Origin of the sequence: Methylotenera oryzisoli, from assembly GCF_004661485.1 — a bacterium.
Taxonomy (GTDB): domain Bacteria; phylum Pseudomonadota; class Gammaproteobacteria; order Burkholderiales; family Methylophilaceae; genus Methylotenera; species Methylotenera oryzisoli.
In genome coordinates this window covers 59,737-79,042 of sequence record NZ_PQVH01000008.1, presented here as the reverse complement: position 1 = coordinate 79,042, position 19,306 = coordinate 59,737, and the positions used below count along the sequence as shown (strand labels likewise).

17 protein-coding genes are annotated in these 19,306 nt (G+C 44.5%); 14 read left to right on the top strand and 3 right to left on the bottom strand.

Annotation, left to right across the window (positions count from 1 at the left end):
- Positions 1 to 59 precede the first annotated feature (59 nt).
- The 12 genes from C3Y98_RS04965 (at position 60) to C3Y98_RS04910 (ending at position 13,107) form a co-directional block, all read left to right on the top strand.
- The gene (locus C3Y98_RS04965; RefSeq protein WP_135277005.1) at positions 60 to 518 is read left to right on the top strand and encodes a pilus assembly FimT family protein; all 459 of its coding nucleotides are present in this window, start codon (positions 60 to 62) and stop codon (positions 516 to 518) included.
- Positions 508 to 1,182: a type IV pilus modification PilV family protein gene (locus C3Y98_RS04960; protein ID WP_135277004.1), complete on the top strand. Its 675-nt coding sequence runs from the start codon at positions 508 to 510 to the stop codon at positions 1,180 to 1,182. The genes C3Y98_RS04965 and C3Y98_RS04960 overlap by 11 nt, the downstream gene beginning before the upstream one ends.
- On the top strand, positions 1,166 to 2,071 hold the full coding sequence (locus tag C3Y98_RS04955; protein WP_245234326.1) for a type II secretion system protein: 906 nt from the start codon (positions 1,166 to 1,168) through the stop codon (positions 2,069 to 2,071). Before C3Y98_RS04960 ends, C3Y98_RS04955 begins: the two co-directional genes overlap by 17 nt.
- The gene (locus C3Y98_RS04950) at positions 2,068 to 2,517 is read left to right on the top strand and encodes a pilus assembly PilX family protein (RefSeq protein WP_135277003.1); all 450 of its coding nucleotides are present in this window, start codon (positions 2,068 to 2,070) and stop codon (positions 2,515 to 2,517) included. The genes C3Y98_RS04955 and C3Y98_RS04950 overlap by 4 nt, the downstream gene beginning before the upstream one ends.
- Positions 2,518 to 2,555: 38 nt before the next feature.
- The gene (locus C3Y98_RS04945) at positions 2,556 to 6,041 is read left to right on the top strand and encodes a DUF6701 domain-containing protein (protein WP_245234325.1); all 3,486 of its coding nucleotides are present in this window, start codon (positions 2,556 to 2,558) and stop codon (positions 6,039 to 6,041) included.
- Between the two features lie 160 nt (positions 6,042 to 6,201).
- Positions 6,202 to 7,152, top strand: a complete 951-nt coding sequence (locus tag C3Y98_RS04940) for an agglutinin biogenesis protein MshI (RefSeq protein WP_135277002.1) — start codon at positions 6,202 to 6,204, stop codon at positions 7,150 to 7,152.
- Positions 7,149 to 7,904 carry a PilN domain-containing protein gene (locus tag C3Y98_RS04935; RefSeq protein ID WP_135277001.1) on the top strand — a complete coding sequence of 252 codons (756 nt, stop codon included), beginning with the start codon at positions 7,149 to 7,151 and terminating at the stop codon, positions 7,902 to 7,904. Before C3Y98_RS04940 ends, C3Y98_RS04935 begins: the two co-directional genes overlap by 4 nt.
- Positions 7,901 to 8,623, top strand: a complete 723-nt coding sequence (locus C3Y98_RS04930; RefSeq protein WP_135277000.1) for an MSHA biogenesis protein MshJ — start codon at positions 7,901 to 7,903, stop codon at positions 8,621 to 8,623. The genes C3Y98_RS04935 and C3Y98_RS04930 overlap by 4 nt, the downstream gene beginning before the upstream one ends.
- 2 nt (positions 8,624 to 8,625) lie before the next feature.
- Positions 8,626 to 9,027 (top strand): hypothetical protein, encoded by a 402-nt coding sequence (locus tag C3Y98_RS04925; protein WP_135276999.1) that lies wholly within the window; start codon positions 8,626 to 8,628, stop codon positions 9,025 to 9,027.
- Between the two features lie 41 nt (positions 9,028 to 9,068).
- Complete coding sequence (mshL, locus tag C3Y98_RS04920) at positions 9,069 to 10,820, top strand: pilus (MSHA type) biogenesis protein MshL (RefSeq protein WP_135277727.1); 1,752 nt, start codon at positions 9,069 to 9,071, stop codon at positions 10,818 to 10,820.
- Between the two features lie 3 nt (positions 10,821 to 10,823).
- Positions 10,824 to 11,744, top strand: a complete 921-nt coding sequence (locus C3Y98_RS04915) for an ExeA family protein (protein ID WP_135276998.1) — start codon at positions 10,824 to 10,826, stop codon at positions 11,742 to 11,744.
- Between the two features lie 22 nt (positions 11,745 to 11,766).
- Positions 11,767 to 13,107: a tetratricopeptide repeat protein gene (locus tag C3Y98_RS04910; RefSeq protein WP_135276997.1), complete on the top strand. Its 1,341-nt coding sequence runs from the start codon at positions 11,767 to 11,769 to the stop codon at positions 13,105 to 13,107.
- A 46-nt stretch (positions 13,108 to 13,153) separates the two neighbouring features.
- Here the strand turns inward: C3Y98_RS04910 and C3Y98_RS04905 are convergent, their stop codons facing one another.
- The gene (locus C3Y98_RS04905; RefSeq protein WP_135276996.1) at positions 13,154 to 15,373 is read right to left on the bottom strand and encodes a heavy metal translocating P-type ATPase; all 2,220 of its coding nucleotides are present in this window, start codon (positions 15,371 to 15,373) and stop codon (positions 13,154 to 13,156) included.
- A gap of 95 nt (positions 15,374 to 15,468) precedes the next feature.
- Here C3Y98_RS04905 and C3Y98_RS04900 point away from each other — a divergent pair, with 95 nt between their 5' ends.
- Both C3Y98_RS04900 and C3Y98_RS04895 read left to right on the top strand, forming a co-directional pair.
- Positions 15,469 to 16,401 carry a DUF808 domain-containing protein gene (locus C3Y98_RS04900; RefSeq protein WP_135276995.1) on the top strand — a complete coding sequence of 311 codons (933 nt, stop codon included), beginning with the start codon at positions 15,469 to 15,471 and terminating at the stop codon, positions 16,399 to 16,401.
- The gene (locus C3Y98_RS04895; protein WP_135276994.1) at positions 16,401 to 16,661 is read left to right on the top strand and encodes a SemiSWEET transporter; all 261 of its coding nucleotides are present in this window, start codon (positions 16,401 to 16,403) and stop codon (positions 16,659 to 16,661) included. Before C3Y98_RS04900 ends, C3Y98_RS04895 begins: the two co-directional genes overlap by 1 nt.
- A gap of 7 nt (positions 16,662 to 16,668) precedes the next feature.
- Here C3Y98_RS04895 and C3Y98_RS04890 read toward each other — a convergent pair whose 3' ends face one another.
- Both C3Y98_RS04890 and C3Y98_RS04885 read right to left on the bottom strand, forming a co-directional pair.
- Positions 16,669 to 17,310, bottom strand: a complete 642-nt coding sequence (locus C3Y98_RS04890) for a GDSL-type esterase/lipase family protein (RefSeq protein ID WP_135276993.1) — start codon at positions 17,308 to 17,310, stop codon at positions 16,669 to 16,671.
- Between the two features lie 15 nt (positions 17,311 to 17,325).
- The gene (locus C3Y98_RS04885; RefSeq protein WP_209308746.1) at positions 17,326 to 19,128 is read right to left on the bottom strand and encodes a pyrroloquinoline quinone-dependent dehydrogenase; all 1,803 of its coding nucleotides are present in this window, start codon (positions 19,126 to 19,128) and stop codon (positions 17,326 to 17,328) included.
- Positions 19,129 to 19,306: the final 178 nt, after the last annotated feature.

Below are 19,306 nucleotides of genomic sequence, written 5' to 3'. Positions count from 1 at the left end.
ACCAATCCCAGTTTAATATAAACATCATAAGTGTAAATGCAGCGTATACTCGTTTAAGCATGCGTCAATTAAAAGGCTTTACCGTTGTAGAACTGGTAGCAGTAATTGTAATTACAGGTTTAATTGCCGCAATTGCTGCACCTCGTTTTATTGGCAGGGATGCTTTTGATGCAAGGGGAGCCTATGGCACCCTGATGTCAGCTTTACGATACGCACAAAAAACAGCTATTGCGCAACGCACCACAGTTTTCGCCAATGTGAACATCGCAACACGAACCATTTGCCTCGGCTACACGAATAACTGTAGCGCTCCAGTACTTGACCCCGCTACGCGCGCAGCATACGTTAAAGTATTACCAAACAACGTCACAGTGGCCGCAAGCACCGCAGTGATTGGTTTTGATGGTTTAGGCAGCCCTCTACCCAATGCTACCGCAACCTTTCAAATCCAAAATGCAGTCACATTAGAACCTGCGCGCACTATTACAGTAGAAGCAGAAACCGGTTATGTCCGATAAACCTAACCACCTACCACCATATACTCGCCCAGCTGACTTATTAAAACGCTCAATGCCATCTGCGTTTTCGCGAGTGGGTATTACCCAACGGGGTGTTACTTTAGTAGAGTTGGTTGTGTTTATTGTGATTATGGGCGTTGCTTTAGCAGGTGTATTAAAAGTGTTGGAAATCACCGGACGCAATAGTGCTGATCCGTTAGTGAGGAAACAAGCCTTATCCATTGCTGAATCACTATTGCTAGAAATCCAGCAGCAGCCATTTACCTTTTGTGACCCAGATGATGCCAACGCATCAATAGCAACTAGCTCCACTGACTGCACCACTCAAACACAAGATACAGATCCAGCAGGTGCTGGAGCGATTGCTGGGCCATTTCCCGGTTCAGAGAGCCGCTACAGCAATACCAACCCTTTTGATAATGTTGCAGATTACGGCGGATTCTCAATGCCTAATGCTGCATGTGCTGGCATTTGCAACCCTAACGACACTACACCACTGGCAGGTTTGGGAGCGTACACCGCCGCAGTCACCATTAGTCGAGCTGGCGGTGTTTTCGGTTTGAGTAATGATGCCGCACTTAGAATTAGTGTACGTGTGACGGGACCAGCCAATACAGATGTCACCTTATCAGGTTACCGTGTTCGTTATGCTCCCAATATATAGGCATCCACTAAAAGCTAGCCACTTATCTGTACGTTACTTACAGATGCCCTCCCATGCCCGCAGGCGCTTAGAGCCCGCCTTCACACAAGGGTTTACATTGGTTGAATTGGTTGTAGTCATCACAATCGTCGGCATACTTGCAGGTGGTGTGGCATTATTTATTGGCAACCCTACGCAGTCTTTTTTTGATAGTGAGCGGCGGGCAAGCTTATCAGACCGTGCTGACATCGCTTTACGCCGCATGTCTAGAGACATCAGAAACGCTCTACCTAATAGTGTAAGAACTACGGTCAACGGTGCTGATAGCATGTTAGAGTTTACCCCTGTACTCAAAGCAGGACGTTATCGAGCGGCAGTAGGTACTGCACCTGCTACGGATAATCCTTTAGATTTTTCTAACCCTACTGATACCAACTTTGATGTATTAGGCACGGCAATGACCGTCACAAATAATCAGTCATTAGTTATCTACAACTTAGGCATTTCTGGGGCCGATGTTTACCAAGGTACTAGCAGGCGTACACTGAACGCTGCAAACAATAGCAATACCTTGAGCTTTACTGGCAGTAGCTTTCCGCTCGCCTCCCCCTCTAACCGTTTTCAAGTGGTCGCTACACCAGTCACTTATGCATGCGATATGACTAATCGCATATTGTGGCGATATCAGGGCTATGCGTTTCAGGCTGCTCAACCTGCCAGCATTGCCGCGCTTGATGGTTTAGCAGGGGTTCAGCGTAGCCAACTTGCTAATAATCTGGAAAGCTGCCAAATCACTTACACGTCTGGCGTGTTGCAAAGATCAGGTATAGTTTCTGTCAATATCAGCCTCACAGAGGACACAGCCAGAGTAACGCTGATGCATCAAATCAATGTGGCTAATTCACCATGAATAAACAATACACACGTGGATTTTTACTGCCAGCTGCAATCTTCTTGCTCGTCATTTTAGCTGCACTAGGCGCTTATGCTTTAAATATAAGCAGCATACAACAGGCAACATCCAGGCAAGATATACAAGGTGCGCAAGCCTATCAGGCTGCACGTGCGGGGCTGGAGTCGGTAATATTTCAAGTACTGGCCCCAGGCACGGCAAACTTGGTGAACTGCCCTGCTCCAGCCAATATTAATATTGGATCCTACGTGGTAGCAGTTACTTGTGCTCAATCGATCGATTACTTTGAGCAAGGCACCGATCGTACTATTCGCATCTTTGAAATTACATCCACGGCAAGCTCTGGCGTTGCTGGTACAATTGAATACAGTGAGCGCCGTTTAGATGCAACCGTAAGCAAATGCCGTGCAACAGACACCACACCAGCCAGCCAGTGCAACTAGGCCAAAATAAAATTGATGGTAATTTGGATTAAATAATAATGAACTTACGGTTTCTTATTTTAATATTAAGCTTAGCGCTATCATTAATAAGTAGCCTTGCAAATGCTGCAACCTATGCATATAGGAATGACAGCTTTAGTTACGATACACCTTCAGTTTCAGCCAGTACGGTTACTTGGCACGCCACCGGTGCGTCACCTGCATGTACAACTTACCCTCTAGGCGATGATGACTGGGCTGACATTAGCTTTCCATCCGGGTTTAAGTTCACGTTTGGCGGTGTTGATTACACTAATGTTAGAATTTACTCTAACGGCATCCTAAAATTTGGTAGTGACGCGTCTGGCTACCATCGTAATTATTCAAACTTAGCGCTCCCAATCACATCAAATGCGTTAGCCTTTACAGGTTGCTCGCAAGGCATACCAACCAACATTATGCTGCCTTACTGGACCGATATTGTTGCCGGTACAGGTAACAATACAACTGGCGCCTCTGTGAAATATGAGCTCATTACCGATCCGGTAACGAATCAAGATCGCTTTGTGATTTCGTGGGTGAACGTGAAGTTATACAACACCACGACACGCTACAACTTTCAAGTCGTACTTTACGAAAGCAATACTGGTGTTAACGGCAATTTTAAGTACAACTACACAACAGGTAGCAGCACAGGCTCTGCGGCTACCGTAGGTGTGCAGTTAAGTACTACTGACTCCACACAATACTCGTACAATCAAGCGTTTATCGACACCACTAACGGCACTTCTATTTTATGGTATCCAGCCAATCAATTAGACCCAAAAACTGCTGAGTATCGGTTCGATGAAAGCACTTGGACTAACACTCCCAATGAAGTTAAAGATACCTCTGGCAATAGCCAAAATGCATCCGTGATTGGGTTGGTAACTAATACAGCCACTGGTAAACTTTGTCGTGGCGGCAGCTTTACCAACAACACCTCCAATACAACAATAGATGCAATTGCTACGCCAATAGTACCGGGTAACACAGGCTCGGTAGATATGTGGTACAAATCAAATGTTGCGTGGAATGCTGGGTCTTCCAATGCAACATTCTTTGATGCAACTAAAATTGCCACGCAGCCATTTTTCTTTATGAAGCTAGCCAATGGCAGGCTAAGGTTTGCGATTACAGACAGCGCAGGCACCGTGCTCACTGCGGAAACCTCAACGAGCCGTAGTTTTGCCGCAAACACCTGGCATCATGTGGGCGTGAGCTGGAACATCAAGCCCGGTAGTAACCAAACTGTTTTGCAAATATTTCTGGATGGCGACTTAGAAACAACCAACACTACTACACCGTACCGCAGCACTTCAAGTGGCAATATTACAAACTTAAGTTCCATTTATATTGGTGACAACCGCACCTCTGGCATTACACCCAATACCGGCACACCTAATGGTGCCAACGGCACCATTGATGAGATATATATATACGCCAGAGATATTAGTGCAACACAAGCTGAGGCTGATATGAATATCGTACGTACCACTTGTACGTCATTAGATCATTTCCACATTGTGCATAGCGGGCAAGTGGTTGGCTGCAACCCGGCAAATGTCGTAGTAGAAGCCCATGATGCAGCCCATGCGTTATTTAATTTAGCTGGCACGACCATGCAAATTGCTACTAGCAGCAGCCATGGCACTTGGTCTGGCATTTCTACCATTAACCCTGTTAACGATACCGGCAACGGTACCGCCAATTACACCTTCAGTAATGAATCTCGCATCACGCTAGGGTTAACTAATGGGTTTATTGAAACACTGAATATCAATCTAGCCTCTGGTCAATCGGGTCCCGGTCAAATCACAGAGACAAGCGGCGCAGGTGTCATTTGCGTCCCTTCAGACTACACCTTTGGATCCACCTGTGACAGCAACCTTACTTTTTTAGAAGCTGGTTTTTTATTTGATGTTTTAAACCATATTTCAGAAGTCAGTCAAACAGTCACCGTCAGTGCAGTTAGAAAGTCTAATAACAGCCTAACCTGTACGCCTGCATTCGCTAGCGTTAACAGAAATATCAATTTCACTTGTAACTACAACAACCCTGCCACAGGCTCTATGCCAGTAAGAGTAGGCAATAAAGCATTAAACTCCGGCAATAGCACAACTGCCGCCTGCGATAGCAGCGGCCAAAACGTCAACTTAAGCTTTAATGCCAGCGGCGTTGCCACTACTACGGTGCAATATGCAGATGTGGGCAATATGACTCTCACCGCTAAAATCACCACAGGTGGTCTAAATATGACAGGCTCTGATAATTTCATTACTGCCCCAGCTATTTTTGCATTTTCAGGAATTAGTACAGCCCCGATTAAAGCTGGTAGCAACTTTGGCATTACCGTCACTGCACAAAACTCAGCAAATACAACTACCCCAAACTTTGGTAAAGAAACTACGGCAGAAGGCGCTTCACTGAGTTTTAATAAATGCCAACCATCCGGTAGCAATTCAGTCAATGGTAGCTTTACAGGTTCATTAGGATCATTTACAAACGGCGTAGCAACAGCCAGTACGCTAAAATGGACTGAAGTTGGAAATGGAGATATCACGGCAACTTTAACCAGTGGTAGCTATTTAGGATCAGATATAACGGCTAGCAATAATACTGGCAATAGTGGCACCGTGTGCAATGGCGCAGGTAACGTTGGCCGTTTTATCCCAGATCATTTTGATACCATCGTTACACAAGGATGTAATGCAGGAAACTTTAGCTACTCTGCCCAACCCTTTAATGTGCAAGTTAAGGCAATGAATGCGCTTGGCAACATCACAATAAACTATGACGGCACGGCAAATACCAGCCCTAACTTCTCCAAGACTACAACATTGAGCGATGCTAATGCAATTGCAACCGGCTCACTTTTAAACGCAAGCGTGCCTTTGGCATCATTCACACAAGGCATTGCCAATACCACACCAAATTACACATTCACCAGTGCGCTTACCTCACCAGCAACTATTAAATTAAGAGCTGCCGATACAGATGCGGTAAGCTCTGCATCTGGAATCATAGAAGGCAGTACCTTGATACGCAGTGGTCGCATACGCATACAAAATGCCTACGGATCTGAGTTGCTAGAATTGCCAATGCCAATGGTGGCACAGTACTGGAATAATGGTTCATGGGCACTCAATAGCAACGACATTTGTACGACAGGTGTTAGCTTAGCCTTTACAGATCCCAATCTCGCAGATGGCCTAGTACCCAGTGAGTTGTGTGTACTGGATACAGGCAACCCAGGCAGTAGCGGTTTAGGTTGTACAGCGTCAGGAATTGCATCCAAACGCTTTAAAGTACCGCCAAGTAATGGTAACTTCAACCTAACACTCAGGGCTCCCGGCGCAGGCAACACCGGCTCAATAGATGTGACTGCAACCGTGCCTGCTTGGCTTAAATATAACTGGACAGGGGCAGGAAACACGAATCCAAGCGCACGCGCCACATTTGGCACTTATAGAGCACCTATTATTTACTTGCGAGAAGTTTTCTAGTGCTCTCCAGTTAATTGACTGTACGTTTGTGCCAAACAAATGGTTATAAAAGAGAAAGTTGAGTCGATTAATGATATATTACAATAAGTTACGACGTACAACTTAATGTAGTATATACTATTTAAAAGCAAGAATAAATTTTGGCTTCGATGAAACGCTCATGATCAAATTTTTTACCAAGAAAAAATCGCAAGGATGGTTGTGTATCGAGCCATCAGGGCATAGCACGCAACTTGCCCATGTGATAAAAATCCGCGACCGTAAGCCCTTGGTAAAAATGACGATTTCTCAGGCAAACAACACCAAAGATGCTTTTGATATTAAGTCAATCATTGCGGATACTGACTTAGATTTCAATAGTTTTCATTGCGCTTTGCTGATGAAGCAAGGTGAATACCAGATATTTCAGATTGAAAAACCAAATGTGTCTGATAATGAATTAAAGCAAGCCATTGGCTGGAAGCTTAAAGATATGATTGATTATGCCGTTGAGCAAGCAACGGTAGACGTGATCCATATTCCACTTGATGACACCAAATCAAATAGGCAGTCTTATGTGTATGCGGTGTCAGCCAAGAACACCGTGATCGGCAACTATATGCAGCAATTTGCGGATATTAGCAAATCCGGATTAGAGGTGATTGATATTCAAGAGATGGCGCAAAGGAATATTGCATCATACATTGAAGAAGAAAACCGTGGGCTAGCGTTATTATCTATCGACAGCAATGGCGGCTTACTTACCTTCACAGCTAATAAGGCGCTATACCACGCGAGGCAGATTGAATTAAACACAGAAGCGTTTTCCAGCGACAACAGCGAACAAAAATCTAATATTTTCGAACGATTTGGGTTGGAAATTCAACGTTCTCTAGATAATTTTGAGCGTCAGTTCCCACAACTCACAATTAACCGCCTAGTGCTCTCACCTTTTGTTGGTCGTGAAGACTTTTACGATTATCTAAGCTCTTATTTATATATTAAAGTTGAACGTTTGGATTTATCAGACATATTTGACTTTGAAAGTAATGCTAAACTCAATACTTTAGAGTCTCAAGCCTTGTTCTTCCCTGTGTTGGGTGCCGCTCTGCGTGACGGGGGCGAACTGTGAACCAACAGATTAACCTCGTCAACCTTGCATTAATCAAACAAAAACAATTCTTAACCCTGAATAGCATCGCTGTAATACTAGGGGTAATCACAATTGCAATGCTAGCTTATTACGCCTATATTAAAAGCGAAGTTAGCTCTCTTAGCATGCAGCGCCAGCAAGTGGCTAATGAGCTCATCAAAACACAAACCGAACTCAAAGCAATCACTGCATTGCACATGCCGCGTGATAAAGACAGCGCACTGGAAAAGCAAATTGAAACGCTAGAAGAAAGCGAAAAGGTGCAGCAGCAGATACTCAACACACTTAACCAATCAAGCAAAATACCAACTAACAGCTACGCAGCATTAATGCGTGCATTTGCCAAACAGAACATTGATGGCCTTTGGTTAACGGGCTTTAGTGTTGATAGCCAAACGGATACGCTTAATATTCAGGGTCGTGCACTACGTGGCGATTTGGTGCCGCAGTATATTAATGGCTTAAGCAACGAACCTGCACTAAAAGGTAAATTATTTTCTAGTTTAAATATTAGCACGCCGAAATTAGCTAACATACCGGTGCCAACAACACAAAGCAAGCCCGAAGCAGAAGCGGAAAAAAACAATACCAAAAACACATTAACTATTACAAATCAACCTAATTACATCGAGTTCTCATTAGAGTCCAGACTTGATAACACATCGGCATTAACAACCAGTGCCCCACTTCAAAGCACAAACCCAAGCCCCATGACTGGAGGAAAACCTTGAAAACCACTTTCATGGAAAAATGGTTATTGCTTTCCGGTAAAGTTGAGGCACTCAATCAGCGTGAACGTTTGATGGTGCTTGGCGCAGCTGCATTGTTGACGTATACCATAATGCATATGTTGCTGATCGACTCATTTGAGGCAAGCAAAAAAAGATTACTAACTGAAATTTCGACAGATCAAGCACTAGCGCAAGAGTTACAGCAACAGACATCTTTGTACAAAAGCAAACCTCCAGTTGACCCAGATGCACAAAACAAGCAGCGGATTGCAGAGTTACATACCCAGCTGCAAGCGCTTGAATCCAAGCAAAGTCAACTTAATGCTAGCTTGATTAGCCCAGAAAAGATGCCTGAGTTATTAAGGGATTTGTTATCCAAAAACGGCAAATTAAAATTAATCGCATTAAATACGCTACCACCCAAAAATCTCGTAGAGATGCCATTAAAACCTACTGATAGCGGTGTTACAGCATCGGTAGCTGACTCAGCCGAGCAAAATCCAGCGCCTATTCAAGAGGGTGCTTTGTTTAAGCATGGAGTGGAAATTACTGTAGAGGGTCGTTATTTAGATTTACTGGAATATGTTAGTACTATCGAAAGTATGCATTGGCATGTGCTGTGGAACCGAGGCGAACTAACCGTAAAATCATTTCCGAATAACCAGCTTAAGCTCACAGTGTATACTTTGAGCTCTGATAAAACATGGTTGAGCATATAAGCATGAAGATGACTTTCAACCAACTATGGCAGATCGGGGCAACGTGCTTGCTTACACTGAATACTGTCTACGCCGAAGCACTAAGAGATCCAACTCAACCGCCTCCAGCCTTTTATAATCAAGCACACAGCACTGATGGTAGCGGTTTGCTTGATGGCCCCGTGCTACAATCAATCATTCTCGGTGCTAATCACCATGCAGCGATTATTAATGGTCAAAAAGTTATGCTCGGAATGAAATATGACGGTGCAACATTAATCAGACTTAATGAGCGAGAGGCCATTCTGCGTAACCCAGACAATACTTTGAAAATATTAACGATGGATTATGCTATGCAAAAGAAAATTCTTTCCACTAATGGTCAGGCTAGCTTTGCTAAAAAAAGCGGTCAAATTAAGCAATAATGATTGCTCAATATAGAAAAAATGTACCAAACGAGAACAACATGCCGACAACTGCAATCCGACTATCTCCACTACTGATTGTAATACTACTCACTAGCTGCGCTGGTTTTTTGCAGCCACATGATCAAACCACGCTAAACACAATCAAAAATGAGTTAACTGTTGGGGCTGAAACAAAGCCTGCTAAAACTGTTACGCCAGTAGAAATTAATGACGCACTACTACCACCATTAAAAATTGAAATCCCAAAAGCTACTGCAAAAAAACTGGAACAACGTTTTGATTTAGTCATTAACAATGCACCGGCAAATCAGGTTTTGATGGGGATTGTAGGCGGCACACGGTACAGCATGCTGGTGCATCCAGACATTAAAGGAGATATCTCGGTTAATTTAAAAGATGTCACTGTATTTGAGGCTCTAGACGCTTTAAGAGAGCTCTATGGTTACGAATATAAAGTAGATGGCTCACGCATCTTTATTGAACAACAGTCAATGCAAACCCGTGTATTCCAAGTTAACTACATTGTCGGGCAACGTAAGGGTGCATCTGATATCCGCGTGACATCAGGTTCGATTAGCGGCGGCAGTCAAAACAACCAGCAAGGCACTAATAACACCGGCGCGACTTCACAAGTATCAAACAACATCAGTGGTGGCGCCAACAACAACCGCACATTTACTAGCTCAAGTATCAACACTACCTCCAATAACGATTTTTGGCGTGATTTAACAGAATCATTAAATGGTATTGTGGGTAACGAGAATGGTCGTCGTATTATTGTTAACTTGCAGTCAGGTGTCATTGTCGTGCGCGCAATGCCGAACGAGATTCGTAACGTTGAGTCCTTTTTAAACTTAATGCAGGTATCAATTGAGCGCCAAGTAATACTTGAAGCCAAAATACTCAACGTGCAACTGAATGATCAATCCCAAAGCGGTGTGAACTGGTCAGTATTCGGTCGTAGCGGTTCTAATACTGGTATTGTAGGAAATATTAATGCAAACACACGTCTTTCAAGCAGTGGCAATGGCAACCTTGTAAGCGGCGACTTAACGGCTTCTAGCGGCACAGCACTGACTAATGCTGCAACAACCGCGTTAGGTGGCCCACTATTTGCTATTGCACTTCAAGGCGCTAATTTCTCCACACTGCTATCGTTTTTAGAGACACAAGGCGACGTACAAGTACTATCCAGCCCACGTATTTCTTCGATTAACAATCAAAAAGCAGTACTCAAAGTTGGTACCGATGAGTTTTTTGTAACAGGGATTTCCTCTAACACCACTGCATCTGTAGGTGCAACTACCACTGTGCCAGAAGTAATATTACAACCATTTTTCTCTGGGATTACCTTGGATGTAACACCGCAGATTGATAAGGATGACAACATCATTCTGCACATGCATCCTTCTATCAGCCAGGTTTCTACCGTCAATAAGCAAGTAACATTAGGTGGGACTGCTGGTCAAATTAACCTACCATTAGCATCTAGCAATATCAGTGAGACCGACAGCATTGTTCGCACCCGTGACGGGCGCGTAATAGTGATTGGCGGTTTAATGACAGAGAGCGCATCTAGCACAAAATCTAAAGTACCTGGTCTGGGTGATGTCAAAGGCGTAGGCGCTGCTTTTCGTCAACAAAGCACTGCTAAAACAAAAACTGAATTGGTCATTTTGCTAAAAGCATCCGTTGTTCAAGGGCAAGATAGTTGGTCAAACGACATGTTATCAAGCAAACAGCGTATCGAAGACATGCGTAGGCAAGACGCAGGCACCGAGGCTCAATAACCCATGTACCTGCAACACTTCGGGCTTAATGAGTTTCCTTTTAGTATTACACCAGATACGAGTTATTTCTTTGCATCCGCAAGTTATCAAGATGCACTAAATACTGTCATATTCGCAGTGACCACCGGTGAGGGATTTATTAAAATCACTGGTGAAGTCGGCACAGGCAAAACCCTGCTATGTCGCAAGCTCATGTCCAGCCTGGATCAAAGCTATAAAATTGCATACGTACCAAACCCCTACCTAGAGCCCCAATCTCTTTTAATGGTACTGGCTGAAGAGCTAAACATACGCTTGCCCACTGACACACAGATAACGCAACATGTGATACTCAATGCGCTGACCCATGCACTGTTAAACTTTGCGAGAGAGAACATTAAAGTAGTGGTCTGCCTTGATGAAGTTCAGGCTATGCCAATAGAAACGTTAGAAGCGCTACGTTTACTTAGCAACCTTGAGACTGAAAAAAGAAAATTACTGCAAGTGGTCATTTTTGGGCAGCCAGAGCTTGAAGATAAACTCAACCATGCTTCCATCCGGCAACTCAAGCAAAGGATTACTTTTGCGTACCAGCTTGATCTACTAAGCCGCGACGAAATGGCATACTACCTTAATCACCGCCTAACCATTGCCGGTTACAAAGGTAGCCGTATGTTTAGCCGTACCGCTTTATATTTAATGTATTATTACTCAAAAGGCGTACCTAGGCTGATTAACATATTGGCACATAAAGCCTTACTAGCCACTTACGGTAAAGGTAAGCACCAAGTAGGTATGCGCGAAGTACTGGCTGCTGCGTCGGACACAGAGTCTGTCTACGCAACATGGCGAAATTTTGGGTTAAAAAGTTTACCTTTAACCATGCTGCTTGGAGCGATCGGCTTAATCGTGTTTATTTTCATTAACAATCTAAAGCCATATTAAATCTCAATAAAAAAGACAATCGATGAGTTTAATCAATCAAATGTTGAAAGACCTTGAACAACGTGGTGCAACATCCACAGATGTTCAACAACCTTCAATCACACCACAATTTGGCGCATACACCAAAAAAAGCGGTAGCAAATCCATTTATATGATTAGTGTTAGCTTGCTTATTATCGTAATTGGCTACGCTGCACTTTCATCCCCTGCACAGTTGGCTCGTCTCAAAGAAATACTAGGCTTTAATCAACCCACCAACGATAACAACAGCAACCCTGCCGCGAAAATTAAGACCTCAAAATTTGGGCATCCCATACAAGACAAAGCAGCAGCTACAGCTACGTTACCAGAAGCAGCAACCGTAGCGCCCAATCAGTCACCAGAAGCAGCCGGTATTGACATCAGCAATGAATCTGACGTCAACCCTCCCGTTATGAATAAACCTACCGCTAGCGCATTAACCAAACCTAATGAGCCAGCTCATTTATTTGAAAGATCGCTTAAATTCACCCCACAAACGATTAAAGAACAACCAGCTAAAAACGCAGACTCCAGTCTGCAAAAAAAAAGCCCCCTATCATTGGTCGCTGAAAAAAACAGTACAGCAACACCGCAAACAAAAGAAGGTCCAATAAAAGAAACTGATGTTAAAGAGCCTGAAAAAAAAGATAGTATAAAAAATGACAGCGAAAAGACTGTTACCAGTAAAAGTACAAACGCACTGGCGCTTGCCAATAAGCAGCCCAATATCCATAAAAAAATGAGCCCCGAACAAACGGCTAATAGCAACTACCAGCAAGCACTGATTTATTTACAGCAAGGCAGAGTGTCTGAGTCAGAGACTTACTTAGAAAAAGTGCTTGAGTTTAACCCTGCACATCATGAGGCTAGACTAACACTTGCAAGCTTGTTGCTTGATAACAAAAGGCTAAATGACGCAAAAGACGTGCTCAATACAGGGTTGCAAATTGCCCCTGAGCAAAATGAGTTTCGTATCGCCTTAGCGCGTTTGCAAGTCAACGCTGGCGACCAAGCCGCAGCCTTCAGCACTTTAGAGCAAGGTTTGCCTTATGCAGGTAATCGTGCAGACTATTATGCTTTTCTCGCTACATTGTTACAGCGTAGCGGCCAACATGATGCGGCGATTACCCACTACACCAAAGCCATTGCAATTGAAAACAACACCGGCAGTGTAAAAACCAACACATTGGTGGGTTTAGGTATTTCTTTACAAGCCGTAGGTAAGCTTGAAAATGCACAACAAGCATTTGTTAGAGCGCAACAAATAGGCTCACTCAGCCCCGCGCTTGCCAGCTTTGTTGATCAGCAACTCAAGAAAATTCATCAAACCCTAAGTAAGTAAAAATGCCAGTCAGCGTTAAAGTCCTAGCAATCAAATAAATAGCGCGTTATGAAGGCCGCCAGAACTTAAGCAATAACGCATTGGAAATGACACTCACACTACTTAACGCCATCGCCGCACCAGCCAGTACCGGGCTTAATATACCCATGGCTGCCAGCGGAATACCGACTACGTTATAGATAAATGCCCAAAATAGATTCTGTCTGATTTTTTGATAGGTGCGCTTAGAAATATCAATCGCTTGTGCAATTAAGGCAGGATCGCCGCGCATTAGGGTAATACCAGAGGTATGCATTGCCACGTCTGTACCGCTAGACATCGCAACACCAACATCTGCCGCAGCTAGCGCTGGTGCATCGTTTAAACCGTCACCCACCATGGCAACCAGCCCATTTTGTTTCAGTTTTAACACAATATCGGCTTTTTCATCCGGTAACACTTGCGCATAATATTGTGAAATACCTAATTGACTAGCCACGTTAGCAGCACTACCTTGGTTATCACCCGATATCAGCACTGTATTTATATCAGCCCGTGATAAATTCGCAATTGCTTTCTGCGCCGTTGGTTTTATCGTGTCGCCAAAGGCGAAAAATCCCAACAGCTTGGGTGCAAAGTTGTCGAGCGTTCTCGCCTGCGCTATCCAAGAAACGCTATGCCCGGCTTTCTCCAGCAACAGTGCATCATCTTTAAATTTAGAAAGATTGACCTTTAAGTCATTCATCAGGCGCGAGCTCCCTATATACAGTTTCTGCCCATTAACCTCACCCAACAGACCTTTACCTGCCAATGCCTGTAATCCATGCGCCAACTGCAGCGACAAGCCTTTGGCATTGGCGGCATTTGTCACAGCTTTTGCCAACGGATGCTCGCTACCAGCTTGCAAGCTTGCAGCCAAAATCAGTAATTGGTCGTTATCTTGAGCATCCTCCCCTTTAGCAGTGGAATGCATGGCAAGCAGCTTAGGGTGCCCTTCTGTTAGCGTACCTGTTTTATCAAACGCCACTGTTTTAATCGCATGGGCAAGTTCAAGCGCCTCAGCATCTTTAATTAAAATACCATGCTGCGCGGCAACACCAGTACCCACCATAATAGCCGTTGGTGTTGCCAAACCCAGTGCGCATGGGCAGGCAATAACGAGCACAGTTACCGCGTTAATTATAGCAGCCTCCCAGTTACCATTATAAAGGCCCCACACCAGCAGAGTCAGCAGCGCGATCACCATGACAATTGGCACAAAGACTGCACTCACTTTATCCACCAAACGCTGAATCGGTGCTTTTTTTGCTTGTGCAGATTCAACTAGTCTTACGATACGCGCCAGTACCGTTTCAGCGCCGACAGCAGTAGTTTCAACGTATAGCGCACCTTCTCCGTTCATGGCACCGCCAGTGACTTTATCGCCAACTTTTTTAGCCACAGGCAAGCTCTCACCCGTAATTAAAGACTCATCCACCTGACTATCACCTTGCTGTACATTGCCGTCCACCGCAATTCGCTCACCCGGCCGCACCAAGACTATGTCCCCTACTTTCACCATTGCAATTGAGACTTGCTGCGTTTGTCCGTCAACTACCACCGTAGCAAACTCCGGCCTTAAGGTATTAAGGGCGCGAATTGCCTGCGTAGTTTGCGATTTTGCGCGGCTTTCCAGCCACTTACCAAACAACACCAAGGTAATAACAATAGTAGAGGACTCAAAATACAAGTGGTGCACAGCACCACTGTGAGACGGGATAAATAATAAATAAACGCTTAAGCCATAGGCAGCGGAAGTGCCGATTGCAACCAGTAGATCCATATTGCCGGCTCTGGCCTTAAGCGCATGCCAGCCTGCTTGATAAAAACGCCAACCTAACCAAAACTGTACCGGTGTGGATAACAGCCATTGCACCCAACCAGGAATCTGCCCCTGCCAGCCTAGCCATTGAGTGATCATTGCAATCACTAGCGGTAGCGAGAACATGGCTGCAAGCGCACTCGGCCACCACTGATGCTGTTGGACCACACTTGCCAGATGTTCAACTCTGTCCTGCTCTGCGTTTAATGACTGCGCTTGGTAGCCTGCAGCGACCACGGCATCGATTAACTGCTTTATTGTGACGTTGTCTACAGCAGCAACCTGCGCAGTTTCTAAAGCGAGGTTAACCTCCGCACTGAGCACCCCTGACACTTTAAGTAGTGCCTTTTCGACTCGGTTCGCGCAAGATGCACAAGTCATGCCTTTAATCGCTAATGCCCGTTCACTATTTGCTTGATTAGCCATGATTTTTAGTATCAGTAAAGATGATTATGTTGGTAATCCATTATAATCCTCGTCAACCTAATTAACCTTTAACTTTTGTGTAGAAACGAGCAATCATGGCCGGGGCAAGTCTTTTAACGCTGATTGATGATATCGCAACCATCTTAGATGATGTATCTGTCATGACTAAAGTTGCGGCAAAAAAAACCGCGGGGGTATTGGGAGATGACTTGGCGCTGAATGCTCAGCAAGTTGCTGGCGTGAATGCCGATAGAGAATTGCCCGTGGTTTGGGCTGTAGCCAAAGGCTCTGCTGTGAACAAGGTCATTTTAGTACCTTTGGCACTGGTGATCAGCGCTTTAGCCAATTGGCTAGTTACACCGCTACTGATGCTAGGTGGTTTATTTTTGTGCTTTGAAGGTGTTGAAAAGCTGTTTCATAAGTATTTTCATGCTGAAGAAACCGTACATCATGATCCTAAAAAAATGATTGGTCTGGACGAGAGTAAAACCTTAGAAGTACTCGAGACAGAAAAAATCAAAGGTGCCATTCGCACAGACTTTGTGCTCTCAGCTGAAATCATTGTCATTACTTTAGGCACGGTGGCAACCGCAGCCTTTACGCAGCAAATATTAGTGCTAACAGGGATTGCCGTCATAATGACCGTTGGTGTTTATGGCTTAGTCGCTGGGATTGTAAAATTGGATGATGGTGGTTTATATCTAGCGAGCTGCAAAGGCCACACCATACTCGCCAGCTTAAAACGTAAACTTGGCTTCGGCATTTTATGGTTTGCACCGCACATGATGAAAACGTTATCAGTGGTTGGCACTGCTGCCATGTTCTTAGTAGGTGGTGCGATTTTGGTTCACGGTATACCAGTGGTACATCACGCCATTGAGCATATCGGTAATGGCATGAGTAGTGGTTTTCTGCAAAGCATTACCCCAACCTTATTAAATGGATTATTTGGTGTAGTTGCAGGAATTGCGGCCTTGGTAGCAATGCTGGCTGTTAAAAAACTATTACCAGTAACTAAGGCGAGCTAATGCTGAACATGACAGATTTTATAGGTTATTTATCAGCATTTTTAACGACATTTGCCTTTGTGCCGCAAGCACTACACTCTTGGAAAACTAGGGATTTATCTGGCGTATCTCTACCTATGTACAGCATATTTAGCTTAGGCGTGTTTGGCTGGCTGGTGTATGGCGTCCTGATGACATGTTGGCCAATTATTATTGCCAACAGTATCACCTTCATACTGGCGTGTGTAGTGCTATATCTGAAAATCACGCATTCGAATTAAGCGGATTTTAGTGCTTTAACAATCCCAAGTCCGATAAAGCACTTTTTAAGCCACTTGCTACGATGCGATAACCATCTGCATTAGGATGCACTGGGTCTGCTTTCAGGCTATTTTTTGCCAGCACATCAGAAAACACATCTTCTACCAGCGGCGTATTAGTCTGCTCCGCGAGCTTTTCATACAAAGGATGATCTTCAAGACTACCCAACGCTGCTCCTATCGGACTAAACTTTGGGATCGCAATTAACACTGTGTTAATGCTGCGCGCTTTGCTTTTTGCCAGTATTGCACTTAAGTTATGCACAGTTTCTGCTTCAGGAATGTGCCGTAAAAAGTCATTACCGCCAAGCTCGACAATGAGCAAATCGATTTTCTGTGAGCCATCATCATGTGGTGCTAATAGTGCGTCAAGCCTATCCAAACCATCTGCAGAGGTATTGCCTGGAATACCTGCATTCATGATATTCCAACCAGTACTGTTGCTCAATAAGCTCACGTAATCTTCACCACTTGCGGCACCCGTACCATAAGTTAGGCTATCTCCTAGAACGACAACATTGGCATTGGCTGAGAGTGCAGTAAACTGCTGGCCTGAGCCGCAAGCTGCCAACAAGAGCAAAGTTGCAGCAACTAATAAGCGTTTAATCATTTAACATCCAGTGCATTAATGGAGTGCGTAAACCAGAACTTCATCCCCAGCAGGAAAACCAAAAATAGCATTGCCTCCAGCGACTACGGCAACATATTGCACACCATCAACCTCATAACTAATGGGCGGTGCATTAACTCCTGCAGTGGCTTTTGACTGCCAAACTTGTTGGCCGGTAAGACTGTTATAAGCTTTAAAGTAGCCATTGCCTTCCCCCATAAACACTAGGCCGCCGCGTGTGACCAGCAGACCACCCATTAACGGCTGCTCCGTTTTCACCTGCCAGCGCATTTTGCCGGTGCTTAAATTAATTGCAGACAACACACCCCAGCGCGCATCATTGGTTGGCTCAGACGAGACATACTGTATGGCAGGTAAATCGCCCTTGGCTGGTTCTTCCACTAAAGTATATTTAATCGGCGCATGTATGCCAGCCACATAGCTGGTTTGGCTACTTTCATCCAATGCACTGGGGCTCCAGTTTGAGCCGCCTAGTATGCCTGGATACAATACGGTGCCCTCTTTCGTTGCTTTGGCAAACATATTATGCTGCGGTACAAAAGCATCGGACTTGTTTAACAAAGCGCCAGTTGCTCGGTCATTCACGTAGTACCAGCCGGTTTTACCAGCCTGTCCAACCGCAGCAATTTTTTTACCATTTTTCACATAATCAAACAGCACTGGCGGGCTCGCTACATCGTAGCCCCAAATATCATGGGGCACTTGCTGATAATGCCATTTAATCTTTCCTGTTTCGGTATTTAAGGCAACCAGAGATACGGTATATAAATTATCACCCGGACGAGATACATCATTCATCTGTGGTGAAGGATTGCCTGTGCCAAAAAATAGCGTATTGGTTTTTGTATCAATCGCTGGGGTAGTCCACGCAGAACCGCCACCAAACTTCCAGGCATCTTGATGTGTTTTCAGATTTTCTTTTTCAGCAGCAATATTACGATTAAGTGATACACCATCAGAGGTGGTTTCAGCGAACTTTCCTTCCCAGCCTTGGGATGGAATCGTGTCAAACTGCCATACTTTTTCGCCATTATGTACATCATAGGCGGCCAAGAAACCAGGGCGCCCATATTGACCACTCACCCCGACAACAGCACCGAGTGGTGCATCTAATCTTGGCTGGTCAATATGCAGCCCATAGCCAACGCCAGTAACACCTACAATGACCTTGCCGTTATATACCACCGGTGCCATTGCAATGCCAATTCCGGTACCGCCATACATTTCCTTTTTACTTTTAGCGTCTGCTTTGCTGAGTAAACCTGTATTTTCAGTTAACGCGGTATCTTCAGCGACATCAATGTCCCACAGTTTACGCCCCGATTTTGCATCCAAAGCAATGAGCCTTGCATCCACAGTACCAATAAATACTTTGCCATCGCTCACCGCCACGCCACGATTAGCTGGCCCACAACACATTTTCCAATCTGCTTTGCGGGTATGCTCGTAACGCCAAATCTGCTTACCGGTCTTAGCATCAAGCGCGGCTACATGATTAAAAGGTAAAGCGACATACATGATGCCACCCTGCACGATTGGCGTAGCTTGAAAGCTAGCGGATACGCCGGTTTTAAAAGACCAGGCTAATGATAGCCTGCTAACCGTTTGCGTATTAATTTGCGTCAGAGGTGATAAACGCTGGTTGGTGTAATCGCCACCATGGATAGGCCAATCTTTTTGTGTGGATGATGAGTGCTGGTTTTCCAAGCCGGAACATGCGGTCACTAAAACAGTAGTTGCCATTAACAACACATTAACGACAGGCTTTAACTGCTTGACACTCAATTGCTGATACATAAAAAGCATCCTTAATTTAGCTTAAATAGGCAAGATTCAACTTAAAGTATACAGATGTGTATAGTTTTTGCCAACGTAACCTATGGCAAATTACTATATATCAGCTAATTAACTGATATAGCGCTATACTCGTCAACAGGGAGTATCACATACTGTGCTGTAATTTATATAAGTTATT